The 14,805-nt window shown below is 65.1% G+C and carries 15 protein-coding genes; 3 read left to right on the forward strand and 12 right to left on the reverse strand.

Annotated elements, in window-relative coordinates:
• The first annotated feature begins 132 nt into the window (after nucleotides 1–132).
• Nucleotides 133–402 (forward strand): DUF4160 domain-containing protein, encoded by a 270-nt coding sequence (locus FHS96_RS26415; RefSeq protein WP_025295365.1) that lies wholly within the window; start codon nucleotides 133–135, stop codon nucleotides 400–402.
• The gene (locus FHS96_RS26420) at nucleotides 395–658 is read left to right on the forward strand and encodes a DUF2442 domain-containing protein (RefSeq protein WP_429598969.1); all 264 of its coding nucleotides are present in this window, start codon (nucleotides 395–397) and stop codon (nucleotides 656–658) included. Before FHS96_RS26415 ends, FHS96_RS26420 begins: the two co-directional genes overlap by 8 nt.
• Nucleotides 659–1,369: 711 nt before the next feature.
• Here the strand turns inward: FHS96_RS26420 and tuf are convergent.
• The 5 genes from tuf to FHS96_RS26445 all read right to left on the reverse strand — a co-directional run bounded on the left by tuf (nucleotide 1,370) and on the right by FHS96_RS26445 (nucleotide 6,785).
• Complete coding sequence (gene tuf, locus FHS96_RS26425) at nucleotides 1,370–2,557, reverse strand: elongation factor Tu (RefSeq protein WP_429598972.1); 1,188 nt, start codon at nucleotides 2,555–2,557, stop codon at nucleotides 1,370–1,372.
• Nucleotides 2,558–3,290: 733 nt separating this feature from the next.
• Nucleotides 3,291–3,539, reverse strand: coding sequence for a DUF2171 domain-containing protein (locus FHS96_RS26430; protein ID WP_429598975.1), 249 nt, complete (start codon nucleotides 3,537–3,539; stop codon nucleotides 3,291–3,293).
• Between the two features lie 197 nt (nucleotides 3,540–3,736).
• Complete coding sequence (locus FHS96_RS26435) at nucleotides 3,737–4,429, reverse strand: GDSL-type esterase/lipase family protein (RefSeq protein WP_429598978.1); 693 nt, start codon at nucleotides 4,427–4,429, stop codon at nucleotides 3,737–3,739.
• 123 nt (nucleotides 4,430–4,552) lie between these two features.
• Complete coding sequence (locus FHS96_RS26440) at nucleotides 4,553–5,950, reverse strand: GntP family permease (protein ID WP_429598980.1); 1,398 nt, start codon at nucleotides 5,948–5,950, stop codon at nucleotides 4,553–4,555.
• 85 nt (nucleotides 5,951–6,035) lie between these two features.
• Entirely contained in the window at nucleotides 6,036–6,785 is a 750-nt protein-coding gene (locus FHS96_RS26445; protein WP_429598983.1) for an SDR family NAD(P)-dependent oxidoreductase, read from the reverse strand.
• 95 nt (nucleotides 6,786–6,880) lie between these two features.
• On the opposite strand from FHS96_RS26445, the gene FHS96_RS26450 reads away from it, so the two are divergent.
• On the forward strand, nucleotides 6,881–7,765 hold the full coding sequence (locus FHS96_RS26450) for a LysR family transcriptional regulator (RefSeq protein ID WP_429598986.1): 885 nt from the start codon (nucleotides 6,881–6,883) through the stop codon (nucleotides 7,763–7,765).
• Between the two features lie 155 nt (nucleotides 7,766–7,920).
• On the opposite strand, the gene FHS96_RS26455 is transcribed toward FHS96_RS26450, so the two are convergent.
• The 7 genes from FHS96_RS26455 to cyoA are packed head-to-tail and all read right to left on the reverse strand — an operon-like array spanning nucleotide 7,921 to nucleotide 14,731.
• A complete protein-coding gene (locus FHS96_RS26455; RefSeq protein WP_429598989.1) occupies nucleotides 7,921–8,457 on the reverse strand; it encodes a response regulator transcription factor in 537 nt (178 codons plus the stop codon).
• Complete coding sequence (locus FHS96_RS26460) at nucleotides 8,454–9,701, reverse strand: ATP-binding protein (RefSeq protein ID WP_429599364.1); 1,248 nt, start codon at nucleotides 9,699–9,701, stop codon at nucleotides 8,454–8,456. Before FHS96_RS26460 ends, FHS96_RS26455 begins: the two co-directional genes overlap by 4 nt.
• Before the next feature lie 59 nt (nucleotides 9,702–9,760).
• On the reverse strand, nucleotides 9,761–10,468 hold the full coding sequence (locus tag FHS96_RS26465; protein WP_429599367.1) for an SURF1 family protein: 708 nt from the start codon (nucleotides 10,466–10,468) through the stop codon (nucleotides 9,761–9,763).
• Nucleotides 10,469–10,503: 35 nt separating this feature from the next.
• Nucleotides 10,504–10,878 carry a cytochrome o ubiquinol oxidase subunit IV gene (cyoD, locus tag FHS96_RS26470; protein ID WP_429598992.1) on the reverse strand — a complete coding sequence of 125 codons (375 nt, stop codon included), beginning with the start codon at nucleotides 10,876–10,878 and terminating at the stop codon, nucleotides 10,504–10,506.
• On the reverse strand, nucleotides 10,875–11,504 hold the full coding sequence (gene cyoC, locus FHS96_RS26475; protein WP_429598995.1) for a cytochrome o ubiquinol oxidase subunit III: 630 nt from the start codon (nucleotides 11,502–11,504) through the stop codon (nucleotides 10,875–10,877). Before cyoC ends, cyoD begins: the two co-directional genes overlap by 4 nt.
• A gap of 2 nt (nucleotides 11,505–11,506) precedes the next feature.
• Nucleotides 11,507–13,519: a cytochrome o ubiquinol oxidase subunit I gene (cyoB, locus tag FHS96_RS26480; protein WP_429598998.1), complete on the reverse strand. Its 2,013-nt coding sequence runs from the start codon at nucleotides 13,517–13,519 to the stop codon at nucleotides 11,507–11,509.
• 18 nt (nucleotides 13,520–13,537) lie between these two features.
• Entirely contained in the window at nucleotides 13,538–14,731 is a 1,194-nt protein-coding gene (gene cyoA, locus FHS96_RS26485; protein ID WP_429599000.1) for a ubiquinol oxidase subunit II, read from the reverse strand.
• Between the last annotated feature and the right edge of the window lie 74 nt (nucleotides 14,732–14,805).

Genomic DNA, 14,805 nt, shown 5'->3' on the forward strand with positions numbered 1-14,805 from the left:
GGCACCGCTCCTCCCCGCCCCTGCCGGCCATGTGGCGCGCGACCCCAACCTCTTCTGGGGCGGGGGGCTACTTGTTCTCTACGGTGGGTTTGGGGGGGTTTAACCCCCCCCCCCCCCCCCCCCCGGCAGCCCATGCCGATCATCTCGGTCTTCTTCGGCATCATCATCCGGATGTATCATGACGATCATCCGCCGCCGCATTTCCACGCCTTCTATCAGGGCTTCGAAGCCTTTGTCGGCATCGCGGACGGCGAGATCATCGCCGGCACCCTGCCGAACAAGGCCGCGCGGATCGTGCGGCAATGGGCGCTGGACCATCAGGCGGAACTGATGGCAAACTGGTCGCGCGGCGAAGCGCTGGAGCCGATGGAACTGATCCCGGGAGCCGACCAGGATGATTAAGATCATTGCCATCAGACCGGGCGGCACCATGCGCCTCGATCTCGTGTTCAGCGATGGCGCACACGGCATCTGGTCGGCGGAAGAGCTTATCGCGCGAGACACGGTGCTTACGCGACCGCTCGCCGACCCTGATTATTTCGCGCGGGCCTTCATCGAAGGCGGTGCGCTCGCTTGGCCCAATGGGCTGGAGCTATCGCCGAATGCTCTGCATCAGCGGCTTGATTCGTCCGGCCATCTTAGAAAACGTGCAGCTTGATTAGGCGCACAGTGTCGCAAGTTTTTATCTAATCAAAATCACAAAAGGTCAGTTGAATTGACTGATTTTTGGATAGCAGTTGCATCATCCCTTACGACCCTTGCAGCTGTTTTTTTGGGATATTGGCTTACGGGAAAGCCGCGATTATTCGCCTCCAGCCCGGACTCTACGACTTTCAATTTACAACCATCGTCGGGTGGCGGACAGCCGATCCACATTCGCGCGGGTCAAATTATTATTCAAAACAGTGGCCGCATAAGTGCGAATAATTTGCAGATAACGGCAGAACTTGGCCCTCCTCCATGGGGATACAATATTGTACCCAATATGGCCCATTCAATTTCTAATGGCGCGCGGGGAGAGTGGATTATGGAAGTCCCGTTCCTTGGCCCAAACGAAACTGTCACAGTGCAAATTTTGAACGGACCTCAAATTGCATCCGTTCGAGCCTCTGAGGGGCCGGCGAAGCATATCCCCATCATCCATCAAAGGATATATCCCAAATCCTTTACCAGATTTCTGCTTTTCCTGATGTCTGTTGGCGCAATTACAACGGTATACGCGTTGTGTGTTTTTGGCATCTATCTATTCTCATCTGCAAGATAGAGAGCAGAACAAGCTCAGTTTCCTAGCAGTCGGAAGCCAGAAACTCCCGGCCCTGGGGCGCAAAGTTCTCTCCCAGGGCCGGGAGCCGTCACGCGCGAAGTCGCGCTAGTCGGTTACCGCGGTGACGAGGCCCGCGCCGACGGTCTTGCCGCCTTCACGGATCGCGAAGCGCACGCCGGGTTCGAGGCCCACCGGTCGGTTGAGCTCGAAGCCGATCTCGGCGCGGTCGCCGGGTGCCACGGCGTCGCCGCCATCCACCCGGATCACGCCGGTCACGTCGGCGGCGCCGAAGAAGAATTGCGGGCGATAGCCGCTGGCGAACGGCGTGTGCCTGCCGCCTTCCTCCTTCGCGAGCACGAACAATTCCGCCCGCCCGCTGCTGCGCGCCTTGATCGCACCCGGGGCGCTCAGCACCTGGCCGCGCACCACCGCGTCACGCTTCAGCCCGCGCAGCAACAGGCCGACATTCATGCCCGCCACCGCCTCCGGCACATCCTCGTGGAAGGATTGCACGCCGGTGACGACCGAGGTGCCGCCCTCCTCGCTGCCCACGATCTCGACGAGATCGCCCACTTTCACCCGGCCGCGATCGACGCGGCCGGACACCACCGTGCCGCGGCCGGCGATGGTGTGGACGCCCTCGATCGGCATCAGGAACGCGCCCTCCAGATCCCGCACGGGATCGGGGATGTGGCGGTCCAGCGCCGCGACGAGGTCGGCGATCGCCTGCACATCGGCGTCAGCGAGGTCGCCGCGCTCGATCGCCTGCGCCGCGCGCAACGCGCTGCCGAAGATGAAGGGCGAACCCTCATAGCCGCGCAGGCCGAGCAGTTCGCCGATCTCCAGTTCGATCAGCGCACGGATCTCGTCCCGATCCGCCGCGGGCACCATGTCCAGCTTGTTGACGAACACGACGATGTGGCGAACGCCCACCTGGCGCGCGAGCAGGATATGCTCGATCGTCTGCTTCGCGGCGCCGCTGGTGGCGTCGACGAGCAGGATCGCGCCGTCCATCTGCGACGCGCCGGTGATCATGTTCTTCACATAGTCGGCATGGCCCGGGCAATCGATGTGGGCGTAATGCCGGCTGTCCGACTCATACTGCACATGCGCTGTGTTGATCGTGATGCCGCGGGCGCGCTCCTCCGGCGCCCGGTCGATCTGGTCGTAGGACAAAGCCTGTCCGCCGAACCGCGCCGCCTGCACCCGCGTGATCGCGGAGGTCAGCGTGGTCTTGCCATGATCGACATGGCCGATGGTCCCGACATTCACATGCGTCTTGGTGTTGAGCATCGTCTTGCTCCATTCTTGAGGCGCCGTCCGAACGGGTTGGCCAAACCAGCCCGGACGGCCATTGGCATTGGCGCGCCAAAGGGGTGCCGCCGCGCCGCTTGCGGGCGACGCGCCGAATAGGTGAAAAAGAAAAAAAGCCCGCCGGGAGGACCCCGGCGAGCCTTTCATGCTCGCGCTTGCCGGGTCCGTTGCGGTCCCCGGATGTGGATCCGGGTTCAGGCCGGGGAGGTCGTTCCCCATGCGCCATCGAAGCGCTCGCCATAGGCGAGCGGCAGGACGATGACGGCATTGATCAGCATATGGGCCATGACCCGCTCCCCCTCGATCGCGGCCACGCAGAGCGCGCGGCCAATAAAAAACCCCGGAGGCTTAGGCCAACCGGGGTCCGCAGACACACAGGAAGGCCTTCGCCTCCCGCTATGGGAGACGTTGTCAGATCGCGACGAAATACAGTCCGCCGGCGACGGAGTGATCCATCGTCGGTAGTGGATTGGTTCCTTGTTCGAGGCGCGACATTGCTTGCTTCCCTGAAGTAATATTGGCGCCGATAGCGAATCGGCCGACTGATTACAAGCGAAACGTTTTTTAACATACCCTCTCCCCTCCGGGGAGAGCGATAGGTCCGCGTAGCGGACCAGGGAGAGGGGCACAGATTTCCGAGGGTTTCAGCCCCCTCTCCCTCGCCGCCTGCGGCGGCATTTCCCTCTCCCCGGAGGGGAGAGGGAATAGAAGATCAGCCGTCCTTTTCTTCCTCGAACAGCACTGCGACATCGCCATTGGCGGAGAGGCGCAGCTTGTCGCCCTCGACCTCGGCGATCAGGCCGACCGAGATATAATGGTGATGGCCCTTGTGGCTGCCTTCGCCGCTGTCGGCCTTGGTCAGCTTGATGCGGTCACCTTCGACCTTGTCGACGGTGCCGACATGGACGCCGTCGGCGCCGATGATTTCCATATGTTCGCGGATGGCGCTGAGGTCGGTCATGATCGAGTCTCCTTGCAAAAGGTTCGCGTCAAACGCGCGAGACTGTGCACGGATGCATCGACGGGTGCCAGATGTACGATGGGAGAGGGTGTCGCATGGATTGCCCGCATCCCCTTGGATGCGGGTTCGCGCTCGCAGAGCGGATGCATGCCACAAGAGCACCGTATCCCCCTCTCCCCTGAGCGCGAGGGAAAGGGCTACCGCGCCACCTTCGCGCCGACGGGCTGCTTCGTGCCCCCGACATAGCCCTGCAACGCCGCCGTCAGCACCGCATAGCCGCGGTCGTTGAGGTGGAGATTGTCCGCGCGGTAGAGTTCCGGGTTGGGCAACCCGTCCGGCCCGCGCAGCGCCGCGCCCACGTCGAGGAATTCGGCACGATAGGTCGCGGCGCGCGCGGCGATGATGCGGTTGGCATCGTCCATCTTGCCCCACAACGCGATGCGCGCCGGGCTGGGCTTCATTGCGACATAGCCGATCCGCGCCTCGGGATAATCATGGCGCAGGCGCTGGAGCAGCATCAGCACGTCGCCGGCCACCTTCATCGGCGTGGCACCCGCCGCAATGTCGTTCTCGCCGATATAGGCGACGATCACCGCCGGGCGATGCGGCTTCACAACGCTGCCGTAATAATAAAGAAGCTCGGGCGTGGTCGCGCCGCCGAAGCCGCGATTGATCACGCTGCCCTGGGCGAAGCTGCGGCGCAGGTCCCACAAGCGCACAGTCGAGCTGCCGATGAACAATGTGCCCTTCTCGGGCTCCGTCCGCGCGGAATCGGCTTTCTTGAATGCTTCGATCTCATTTTCGAAGCGATGCGGCAGCGGACCGCGTTGCGCGGCCGCCCCCGTCGAAACCGTCATCGCCATCAACGCTGCGAGAAGCCACAGTCGCATGTCGCAATACACCCCGACCCGCCAACTATACTCATTTGGTACCGGATTCGGGGCGGCTGATCGATTGCAAAAAGCGATCGTTTCGGTGCCGTGCGACGAATCGAGTCGAATAAAGGCGGGCGATCAGAACAGTCCTGTGACGTAAAACACAGCGATCACCACGAATACGGCCAGCGTCTTGATCAGGGTCAGCGCGAAGATATCTTTATAGGCCTGGCGGTGGGTGAGACCGGTCACCGCGAGCAAGGTGATCACCGCGCCATTGTGCGGCAGCGAATCCATGCCGCCCGATGCCATCGAGGCGATGCGGTGCAACACTTCGCGCGGAATGCCCGCGGCGTCGCCGGCGGCGGCGAACTGCTCCGCCATCGCCGCCAGCGCGATGCTGAGCCCGCCTGAGGCGGAGCCGGTGATCCCTGCCAGCGAGGTGACGGTGATCGCCTCGTTCAGCAGCGGATCGGGGATCGCGCGCAACGCCTGCTTGATGATGAGGAAGCCGGGCAGCGCCGCGATCACCGCGCCGAAGCCATATTCGACCGCGGTGTTCATGCCCGCGAGCAGCGCACCGCCCACCGCCGCCTTCGATCCATTGGCGAAGCGCGCATGGATGGCGGGAAAGGCGGTGGCGACGATGGTCGCGATGCCGAGCAGCAGCGCGCCTTCCACCGCCCACAGCGCCGCGGTCTTGGCGACCTCGATCTCGATCGGCGCCTCCAGCCCGATCAGCGCGACGTTGACCGTGTCGCCGGCGATGCGCGGGATCCACAAGGTGAGCAGCAGGTTGGCGACGCCGACCACGACCAGCGGCAGCAGTGCCACCGCCGGGTTGATCGCGCCGGCGCCCTCCACAGCCTCCGGCTCGTTGATCAATTGCTCGGGCCGGCCATAGCCCTCTCCCGCCGCCGCCAGCGTTCGCCGGCGCCAGTTGAGATAGGCAAGACCCGCAGCGACGATCATCACCGATCCGGTCACCCCCAATATCGGTGCGGACCAGGTGGTGGTACCGAAGAAGCTGCTCGGGATGATGTTCTGGATCTGCGGCGTGCCGGGCAGCGCATCCATGGTGAAGGTCAGCGCGCCGAGGCCGATGGTGGCGGGCACCAGCCGTTTGGGGATATCGGCCTGGCGGAACATCTCGGCCGCGAAAGGATAGACCGCGAACACCGCGACGAACACGGAAACGCCGCCATAGGTGAGCAGCGCGGTGACGATCATGATCGCCGGAATCGCCCGCCCCGCGCCGACGAAGCCGATCACCGCACCGACGATTGCGCGCGAGAAGCCGGAGATCTCCACCAGCTTGCCGAACAGCGCACCGAGCAGGAACACCGGGAAATAGAGCTGCAGGAAGGCACCGACCTTCTGCATGAACAGCCCGGAGAACACCGCCGGCACCGCCGCGGGATCGGTGAGGAACACCGCGAGCATCGCCAGCAGCGGCGCGAAGATGATGACGCTGAGCCCGCGATAGGCGGCCAGCATCAGCAGCATCAGTATCAGCGCTGCGATCGCGACGTCCATCGGGGCTCCTCATCCTCCGCCGCCGGTTGGATCCGGCGGTCGCAGGACGAGGCTTATCGGATATTGGTGGCTTGTCGATGCGGCTTCAGGTCAACGCGATGCCCCCATCGACGCGCAGATCAATGCCCGTGACGAAGCGCGATGCATCGGACGCCAGAAACAAGGCCGCCTCCGCCACATCCTCGGGCTGGCCGAGCCGGCCCAGTGGGATCGCCTGCGCCATCGCCGCCTCGAACGCCGGCAACGCTGCGGCATCGATGCCGAGCTTGCCGAGGATCGGCGTCGCCACCGGGCCCGGGCTCAGCAGGTTGACGCGAATGCGGCGCGGCGCGAACTCGATCGCCCAGCCCCGCGCCAGGGCCGCCACCGCCGCCTTGCTCGCCGCATAGACCGCATGATTCTCCAGCACCTTTGTCGCGGCGATCGAGCCGACGAGGATCAGCGCGCCGCCATCTGCGAGGTGGGGCAGAATCGCTTGCACGCCGAAGAAGGGCCCGCGCGCATTGATCGCGAACTGCGCCTCATATTCGGCGGGCGAGACGCTTTGGGTGGGGGTGAGCGTGTTGGCACCGGCATTGGCGACATAGATGTCGGCCTTGCCGAAACGCTCCGCGACCACCGCGGCGACGCGGCGGTGCGTTTCGATCTCGGCGATATCGCCGACGACCCCGGTTGCCGCCGCGCCGAGCCCGGCCACCGCCTGCTCGACCGCATCGGCGCGGCGCCCGACGATCAGCACACGCGCGCCGTCCGCCACGAAGCGCCCGGCGATCGCATAGCCGATGCCGCTGTTGCCGCCGGTGACCACCGCGACTTTGCCTTCCAATTGAGCCATCAGAACCTCCTTGAGCGTGTGGAGGTCATCTGGTTCTTGCCTGCCTGTCGGGTTAGTCCTCTATCGGTCAGTTCAATTGTGCCGGATGGTCATCAATGGGCGCCGAAACCGTGCAGGGCCTCGCCACCTTTATTCGCGTCGTCGAAGCCGGGTCGTTCACCGCCGGCGCGCGGCTGCTCGGCACCACCCCCTCTGCGATCTCCAAGAGCATCGCGCGGCTGGAGAAAAGGCTGGGCGTCCGGCTGTTCCAGCGGACGACGCGCGCGCTGGCGCTGACCGAGGAAGGGCAGGCCTATCATGAGCGGATGGCGCCGCTGATCCGCGCGGTGGAGGAAGCGGAGGACGAGCTGCGCGGCGATCGGGAGGCGCGCGGCCGCCTGCGCGTGACCATGCCCGCGGATCTCGGCCGTGCGCTGATGCCGGCGATCGCCGCGCGGTTCGCGCCGGCGCATCCGGCTCTGGTGCTCGAAATGAGCCTCGCGGACCGCCACGTCGATCTCGTCCGCGAAGGCTATGACCTCGCGATCCGCGCCGGTGCAGCGGCGGACAGCGGGTTATGGGCACGGCCGCTGGGATCGTTGCCGCTCAGGCTGGTGGCTTCCCCCGCCTATCTCGCCACGCATGGCATGCCCGCCGATCCCGCCGCGCTGCATCACCATCGCCATGTCCGCTATCTGCTGGGCGGTCGCCCCTATCCGATCCGCTTCGCCGACGGCACCCGCATCGATCCTGAAGGCAGCTTCGACACCGACAGCGGCGAGGCGCTGCGGCTGGCGGCGGTCGGCGGCATCGGCATCGCGCATATGCTGGCGACGGCGGTGGCCGAGGACGTCGCCGCGGGCCGGCTGGTGGTGGTACTTCCGGATCATGCGCTGCCGGCGGTGCCGGTACAGGTGCTGCACGCCTTCGCGCGGGCGATGCCGCTGCGCGCGCGGCGGTTCGTGGAGTTTGTCGCGGGGGAGATGGGGGTGCGGCGGTAACACATCTGCGGTGACGGATTGAATGCAGGCCCCGCTCCTTCTCGTTCGTCCCGAGCGACATCGAGGGACGGAGAGGCCCGCGCAACAGCGTCCGGCTGCCTTCATGTGACTCATCTCTCGACTTCGCTCGGGACGAACGGAGAAGCGAGAACCCCTCACGTCAGCCGGCGCTTCTCCAGCTTTCGCGCAAGGGTCCGCCGGTGCATCCCCAGCCGCCGCGCCGATTCGGAGATGTTGAACCCCGTCTCCACCAAGGTCTGGTGGATATGTTCCCACTCCACCGTCTTGATCGAGGTCTGGCGGCCGTCGACCGGGGCGTCCGGATCGCCATCCTCGCGGGCGAAGGCGGCTTCGATGTCGTCGGTGTTAGAGGGTTTAGCGAGATAATAGGAGGCGCCGAGCTTGATCGCCTCCACGGCGGTCGCGATGCTGGCGAAGCCGGTGAGCACGACGATGCGCATCTCGTCATCGGTGGCGCGCAAGGTCTGTACGCAGGTGAGGCCGGAGGCGCCGCCGAGCTTGAGGTCAACCACCGCGAAGCCGGGCCGGTGCCCCTCGGCGAGCAGCGCCTGCAGCGCATCATGGCTGTCGGCATGCAGCACCGTGTAGCCGCGCCGCTCGAACGAGCGTTTCAGCGTGTGCGCGAACGCCTCGTCATCCTCGACGATCATCAGCAGGCGGGAGCCGGTCATGCCGCCCCCATATCCTCATAGACCAGTGCCGTCAGCGGCAGACTGATGCGTACCAGCGCGCCGCCTTCCCCGCGATTGACGGCATTGGCCTCCCCGCCCAGCGTGCGCAGCACATTGACCAGCAGGAACAGGCCGAGCCCGCCGCCCGGCCGCCCCTTGGTCGAGCGATAGGGCTGTCCGAACGAGGCGAGCATTTCCGGCGCGAAGCCGGGGCCGCGATCGGCGACCTCGAGCACCAGCATCTCCTCCTCACGGCGCGCGGTTATGCTCACCCATCCGGGCGAAACCTCGGCGGCGTTGTCGATGACGTTGTCGATCACCTGCTTGAGCGCCGGATCGGAAACGATCGGCAGGTCGGCGCCGAACAGGTCGGCATAAGCCAGCGTCTCGGGTTGGCGCGCGGCGCGCCATTCAGCGACGATGCCGTCGAGGAAACTGCGCATCGTCGTCACCTGCGGTGCGACGCCGCGCGCCTCGCCGGCGGACATCAGGATGCCGCTGAGGATTGCCTTGCAGCGCTTCACCGCGATTTCCATCTCGCGCAGATCGTCCTGCAGCTCGACGTCGCCAGTCAGCCGCGGCATCCGCTTCCAGTCCCCCAGGATCACTGACAGCGAGGCGAGCGGCGTGCCCAGTTCGTGCGCGGCACCCGAGGCGAGGAGCCCCATGCGAACGATATGATCCTCTTCCGCCGCGCGCTGGCGGATATTCGCGAGCGCCGCGTCGCGCTGGAGCAGGTTCTTCGTCACCCGCGTGACCACGGCGACGAGCAGCACCGCGATCAGCGCGAAGCAGACGAGGCTACCCTGCAGATAGAGTTTCATCGGATTGTCGCGGTAGGGCGGCGGCAGCGGCAGCGGCTGGGAGTCGATCCGCAAGGTCAGCAGCGCGATGCCGGTGGCGACAACGATGGCCCAGGAGGATGCCGGGGTCAGCAGGATCGCGCCAATGACGATCTGCAGGAGGAACAGGGAAGCGAAGGGATTGGTGATGCCGCCGCTGTGATAAAGCTGCCACGCAAGCGCCGCGACGTCGAACAGCAGCGCGCCGGTGAGCTCGCTGTTGGTTACCGCGGTGCGCCGCGCGATCAGCGGCAGGCTGGCGACGTTGATCGCGGCCAGCATCACCGGCATCACCAGCAGCGGCGCGAGCGGCAGGGCGATACCCATGACCCCATGCACCACCGCGATCGTCACGAGCTGGCCCCCGACCGCGATCCAGCGGAGCTGGACCAGCAGATGCATGTTGCGGCGGCCGGCATTGGTTTCCGGCGGCGCGGACCGGGGGGCGGTATCGGGGGTGGTCACCCCTCCCCCTTAGCGCTCCGGCCGCGATCGCGCAGCACCCACCATGCGCCCCAGCAGGAGAGCAGCGCCATGCCGAACCAGGTCAGCGCATAGGGCAGATGATTGTCGGGGAAGCTGATCACCGTCAGCCCGCCACGCGGCCAACCACCCGGATTGGGTGCGGCGTCGGCATCGACGAAATAGGGCGCCGCTTTTGTCAGCCCGCGCGCCGCGGCGATCGCGGCGATGTCGCGGCCATACCAGCGATCACCCGCGGGATCATTGTCGCGCAGGAAGCCGCCGCCGGGCTCAGAGACGCGCAGCAGGCCGGTGACTGCGACCGTGCCGGTGACCTGCCCCGGCGTCCGCGTCGCCGCGTCGCGCTTTTCGGGGGGCACGAAGCCGCGATTGACGATGAGGGTGAAGCCCTGCGTCGTATCGAGCGGCGTCATCACCCAATAGCCGGATCCGAGCACGGTGGTGGCGCGGACCAGCGTCTCGCGATCATGGCGGAAGCGGCCAGTGGCGGTGATGCGGCGATAGGCATCGTCATTGGCGGTGATGCGGCCCCAGGCAGCGGGGCCGGGCGCAGCGACCGGCGCGCCATGCACGCGGGATTCGACGGCGGCGATCAGGCGGTGTTTCCACGCCCGGCGCTGGATCTGCCAGACGCCCAAAGCAACAAAGGCCGCGACGAGCAGGAGCATCGTCGCGGCCAGTGCCATCCGCACCCACGACGGGCGCGGGCGGCGGGCGGTGTTCACGGCATCTGCCGCATGTCGGACGCGGCCGGCATCGGCATCATGTTGGTGTTGAGGTGGTACATCACCCACATCGACCCGGTCATCATGATCACGACGACGATGATCGTGAAGATCAGGGCGGTCATGTTCCAGCCGCCTTCCGTGCTGCCCTTGAGGTGCAGGAAGTAGATCATGTGGACGACCATCTGCACCGCGGCGAACGCCATGATGATCGCGGCGGTCGCGCCGTCGGACATCGGGCGGGCCATCACCAGCCAGAACGGGATCGCGGTGAGGACGACCGACAAGAGAAAGCCGATCACATAGTCGCGCATGCTGCCATGGCTGCCATCGGCATGGTCGTGATGCGCGTCGTGCGCGTCGTGGCTCATCGCAGCATTCCCATCAGGTAGACGAAGGTGAAGACGCCGATCCAGATGACGTCGAGAAAGTGCCAGAACAGGCTGAGGCACATCAGCCGGCGCTTGTTGGCCTGGATCAGCCCGCGCTTGCCCACCTGCACCATCAGGGTCAGCAGCCACACGATCCCGAAGGTGACGTGCAGGCCGTGCGTGCCGACGAGCGTGAAGAAGGAAGACAGAAAGGCGCTGCGCTGCGGCGTGGCGCCCTCATGGATCATGTGCGCGAACTCATAAAGTTCGATCGAGAGGAAGGCGGCACCGAACAGGCCGGTCACCAGCAGCCAGAACTGCACCTGGCGCACCTGTTCGCGCTGCATCGCCAGCATCGCGAAACCATAGGTGATCGAGGAGAACAGCAGCATCGCCGTGTTCACCGCGACCAGCGGCAGATCGAACAGATCCCTGGGCGACGGGCCGGCGGCGAAATTGCCGCCGAGCACCGCGTAGCAGGCGAACAGGATCGCGAAGATGAGGCAGTCGCTCATCAGGTAGATCCAGAAGCCCAGCATGGTGCTGCCGCCCTCGGGATGATCATGTTCGTCCAGGTCGTAGAAGCTGACCGGCCCGCCGGCCGGCATCGTCTGGGTTGCGCTCATCGTCATGCTCCTGCCGCGAGCAGGCGCGTCCGCTCGGCCTCGGTGTTCGCCACCGTTTCGGCCGGGATGTGGAAATCGCGCTTATAGTTGAAGGTATGGGCGATCGCGGTGGCGATGAGCGCCACGAAGCTGAGGCCCGCCAGCCACCAGATATGCCAGATCAGGGCAAAACCCATGACCGTGCTGATCCCCGCCAGGATGACACCGCTGCCGGTGCTGCTGGGCATGTGGATCGGGCGGAAGCCGCTGAGCGGACGCTCTGCATTGCGCGACTTCATGTCATACCACGCGTCGAGCGAGTGGATCACCGGGGTGAAGGCGAAATTATACTCCGGCGGAGGCGACGAGGTCGCCCACTCCAGCGTACGGCCGCCCCACGGATCACCAGTGGTGTCCACCAATTCCTTGCGCTTCCAGATGCTGACCGCGAACTGAACGAGCATAGCCCCGATGCCGGCCGCAATCAGCGCTGCGCCGATGCCGGCGATGACGAACCAGATCTGCAGCGAGGGATCGTCGAACACACGCATCCGGCGGGTGACACCCATGAAGCCGAGGACATAGAGCGGTGCGAACGCCACCCAGAAGCCGACCACCCAGCACCAGAAGGAGATCGTGCCCCAGAACTTGTCGAGCTTGAAGCCGAACGCCTTGGGCCACCAGAAGTTGATCGCCGCGAACAGGCCGAACAGCACGCCGCCGATGATCACGTTATGGAAGTGCGCGATCAGGAACAGCGAGTTGTGCAGCACGAAGTCCGCCGGGGGCACTGCGAGCAGCACGCCGGTCATACCGCCGATCGTGAAGGTGAACATGAACGCGATCGTCCACATCATCGGGAGTTCGAACCGGATCCGGCCGCGATACATGGTGAACAGCCAGTTGAAGAGTTTCGCCCCTGTCGGGATCGAGATCACCATCGTGGTGATGCCGAAGAAGCTGTTGACGCTGGCGCCCGAGCCCATGGTGAAGAAGTGGTGCAGCCACACCAGATAGGACAGGATGGTGATGCAGACGGTGGCGTAGACCATCGAGCTGTAGCCGAACAGCTTCTTGCCCGAGAAGGTCGAGGTGACTTCCGAGAAGACGCCGAACAGCGGCAGGATGAGGATGTAGACCTCCGGATGGCCCCAGATCCAGATGAGGTTCACGTACATCATGGCGCTGCCGCCGAAGTCGTTCGTGAAGAAGTTGGTGCCGACGTAGCGATCGAGGCTGAGCAGCGCGAGCACCGCGGTCAGCACCGGGAACGACGCCACGATCAGCACGTTGGTGCACAGCGAGGTCCAGGTGAAAACCGGCATCTTCATCAGCGACATGCCGGGCGCGCGCATCTTGATGATGGTCACAATCAGGTTGATACCTGATAATGTCGTGCCCACGCCCGCGATCTGGAGTGACCAGATATAATAGTCGACGCCGACATTGGGGCTGTATGCAAGGCCGGAGAGCGGCGGGTAGGCCAGCCAACCCGTCTGCGCGAACTCGCCGATGAACAGCGAGGCCATGATCAGCACCGCGCCCGCCGTCGTCATCCAGAAGCTGAAATTGTTCAGGAACGGGAAGGAGACGTCGCGCGCGCCGATCTGCAACGGCACCACATAGTTCATAAGCCCCGTGACGAACGGCATCGCCACGAAGAAGATCATGATCACGCCGTGCGCAGTGAACACCTGGTCATAGTGATGCGCGTTCAAATAGCCCTCGGAGCCATTGAATGCGATCGCCTGCTGCAGGCGCATCATCACCGCATCGGCGAAACCGCGAAGCAGCATGACGAGGCCCAGCACCATATACATGATGCCGATCTTCTTGTGGTCCACGCTGGTGAACCACTCGTTCCAGAGATAGCCCCACAGCTTGAAGCGGGTGAGCAAAGCGAGCACGCCGATGCCGCCGATGACGACGGCGCCGAAAGTCGCGACGACGATCGGCTCATGGAGCGGCAGCGAATCCAGCGACAGCCGTCCGAAGATCGGGCTGAACGGCATGGGCGCGGTCGGATCAGAAGACATGAATATGGGTTCCGACGGTTACGGGCGGGCGGACGCGAGCGTTTCCGCGCGCGCTTCCGGGATGAGCGTGAGGCTGTTGGCCGGGCGCGAGAGGCCCACGCCGGTGAGCGGCGCGAGGTCAACGGGCGCCGACGGGCCGGCTTTCACATGGCTGTGCGCGGCCTTGGCATCGTCCTCGGCGCAGAGCGCCGCGACGACGCGGCGGTCGACGAGCGGGCCGGTGCCGCGGCCACCGGTCTTGTCATAATGCAGACGGCGGACATTGTGCGCGCTGGCGAGGCCAAGGCCGCCCTTGGCATCGATCTCCATCATGTCCGTCATGCACATCTTGCCGGGCTCGACGCACATGTTGACGACCTTGTCGAACAAGCCGGTCTCGACGGTCGCGAAGCGCGCGGCCGGCACATTCTCGCTCGGCCGCTCCAACTCGAGATAGCCTGCGCGGTCCAGCGCGCCGCCGCCTGCCTTCGCCTGGGCCACCCACGCGTCGAACGCGGCGGGCGACAGGCTCTTGGCGTCGAAACGCATATGCGAGAAGCCGTGGCCGCTGTAGTTGGCCGAGAAGCCCTTGAACGTGCCGGTTTCGTTGAACACGGCGTGGAGCTTCGTCTCCATGCCGGGCATCGCGTAGATCTGGCCCGCGAGCGCCGGGATGTAGAAGGAGTTCATCACCGACGAGGAAGAGATGCGGAAGCGAACCGGCCGATCGACCGGTGCCGCAAACTCGTTAACGGTGGCGAAGCCATATTCCGGATAGATAAACAGCCACTTCCAGTCGAGCGCGACCACCTGCACCTCAAGCGGCTTGACCGCCGCATTCACCGGCTGCTGCGGCGCGGTGCGCGCGAGCGGCCGGTAGGGATCGAGCAAGTGGGTGGCCACCCAGGTGACCGCGCCCAAGCAGATGATGATCATCAGCGGTGCGGCCCAGATCACCAGTTCGAGCTGGGTCGAGTGATCCCAGTCCGGCTCGTAGCGCGCCTCGGTGTTGGCCGAGCGATAACGCCAGGCGAAAATGCCGATCAGCGCCATCACCGGCACGACGATCAGCAGCATGAGCACGGTGGAGATCACCACCAGATCGCCCTGCTGCCGCGCGACATCGCCCGCGGGGTTGAGAACGATCGTCTGGCACCCGCCAAGCAGCGGGATGAGGGCGGCAGCGGCGAGGAGCCGCAGCGGCGGCCGGATTCGGCGGGCGGAGTGGAGCATGGCGCTGCGCCTAATGCCGCACATGCGAAAAGACATAGGACATTTTGTCCAATGCCCTTGTGTGCGCTGCGGTA

Source organism: Sphingomonas zeicaulis (genome assembly GCF_050433225.1).
Classification (GTDB): Bacteria; Pseudomonadota; Alphaproteobacteria; order Sphingomonadales; family Sphingomonadaceae; genus Sphingomonas_D; species Sphingomonas_D zeicaulis.

Coding starts and splice junctions, on each gene's coding strand:
- FHS96_RS26455 (WP_429598989.1), bottom strand. CDS start 8,457: ATGACCGGCTCCCGCCTGCTGATGATCGTCGAGGATGACGAGGCGTTC.
- cyoD (WP_429598992.1), bottom strand. CDS start 10,878: ATGAGCCACGACGCGCACGACGCGCATCACGACCATGCCGATGGCAGC.
- FHS96_RS26430 (WP_429598975.1), bottom strand. CDS start 3,539: ATGACCGACCTCAGCGCCATCCGCGAACATATGGAAATCATCGGCGCC.
- tuf (WP_429598972.1), bottom strand. CDS start 2,557: ATGCTCAACACCAAGACGCATGTGAATGTCGGGACCATCGGCCATGTC.
- cyoC (WP_429598995.1), bottom strand. CDS start 11,504: ATGAGCGCAACCCAGACGATGCCGGCCGGCGGGCCGGTCAGCTTCTAC.
- FHS96_RS26420 (WP_429598969.1), top strand. CDS start 395: ATGATTAAGATCATTGCCATCAGACCGGGCGGCACCATGCGCCTCGAT.
- FHS96_RS26445 (WP_429598983.1), bottom strand. CDS start 6,785: ATGGCTCAATTGGAAGGCAAAGTCGCGGTGGTCACCGGCGGCAACAGC.
- FHS96_RS26415 (WP_025295365.1), top strand. CDS start 133: ATGCCGATCATCTCGGTCTTCTTCGGCATCATCATCCGGATGTATCAT.
- cyoA (WP_429599000.1), bottom strand. CDS start 14,731: ATGCTCCACTCCGCCCGCCGAATCCGGCCGCCGCTGCGGCTCCTCGCC.
- cyoB (WP_429598998.1), bottom strand. CDS start 13,519: ATGTCTTCTGATCCGACCGCGCCCATGCCGTTCAGCCCGATCTTCGGA.
- FHS96_RS26450 (WP_429598986.1), top strand. CDS start 6,881: ATGGGCGCCGAAACCGTGCAGGGCCTCGCCACCTTTATTCGCGTCGTC.
- FHS96_RS26435 (WP_429598978.1), bottom strand. CDS start 4,429: ATGCGACTGTGGCTTCTCGCAGCGTTGATGGCGATGACGGTTTCGACG.
- FHS96_RS26460 (WP_429599364.1), bottom strand. CDS start 9,701: ATGCATCTGCTGGTCCAGCTCCGCTGGATCGCGGTCGGGGGCCAGCTC.
- FHS96_RS26465 (WP_429599367.1), bottom strand. CDS start 10,468: ATGGCACTGGCCGCGACGATGCTCCTGCTCGTCGCGGCCTTTGTTGCT.
- FHS96_RS26440 (WP_429598980.1), bottom strand. CDS start 5,950: ATGGACGTCGCGATCGCAGCGCTGATACTGATGCTGCTGATGCTGGCC.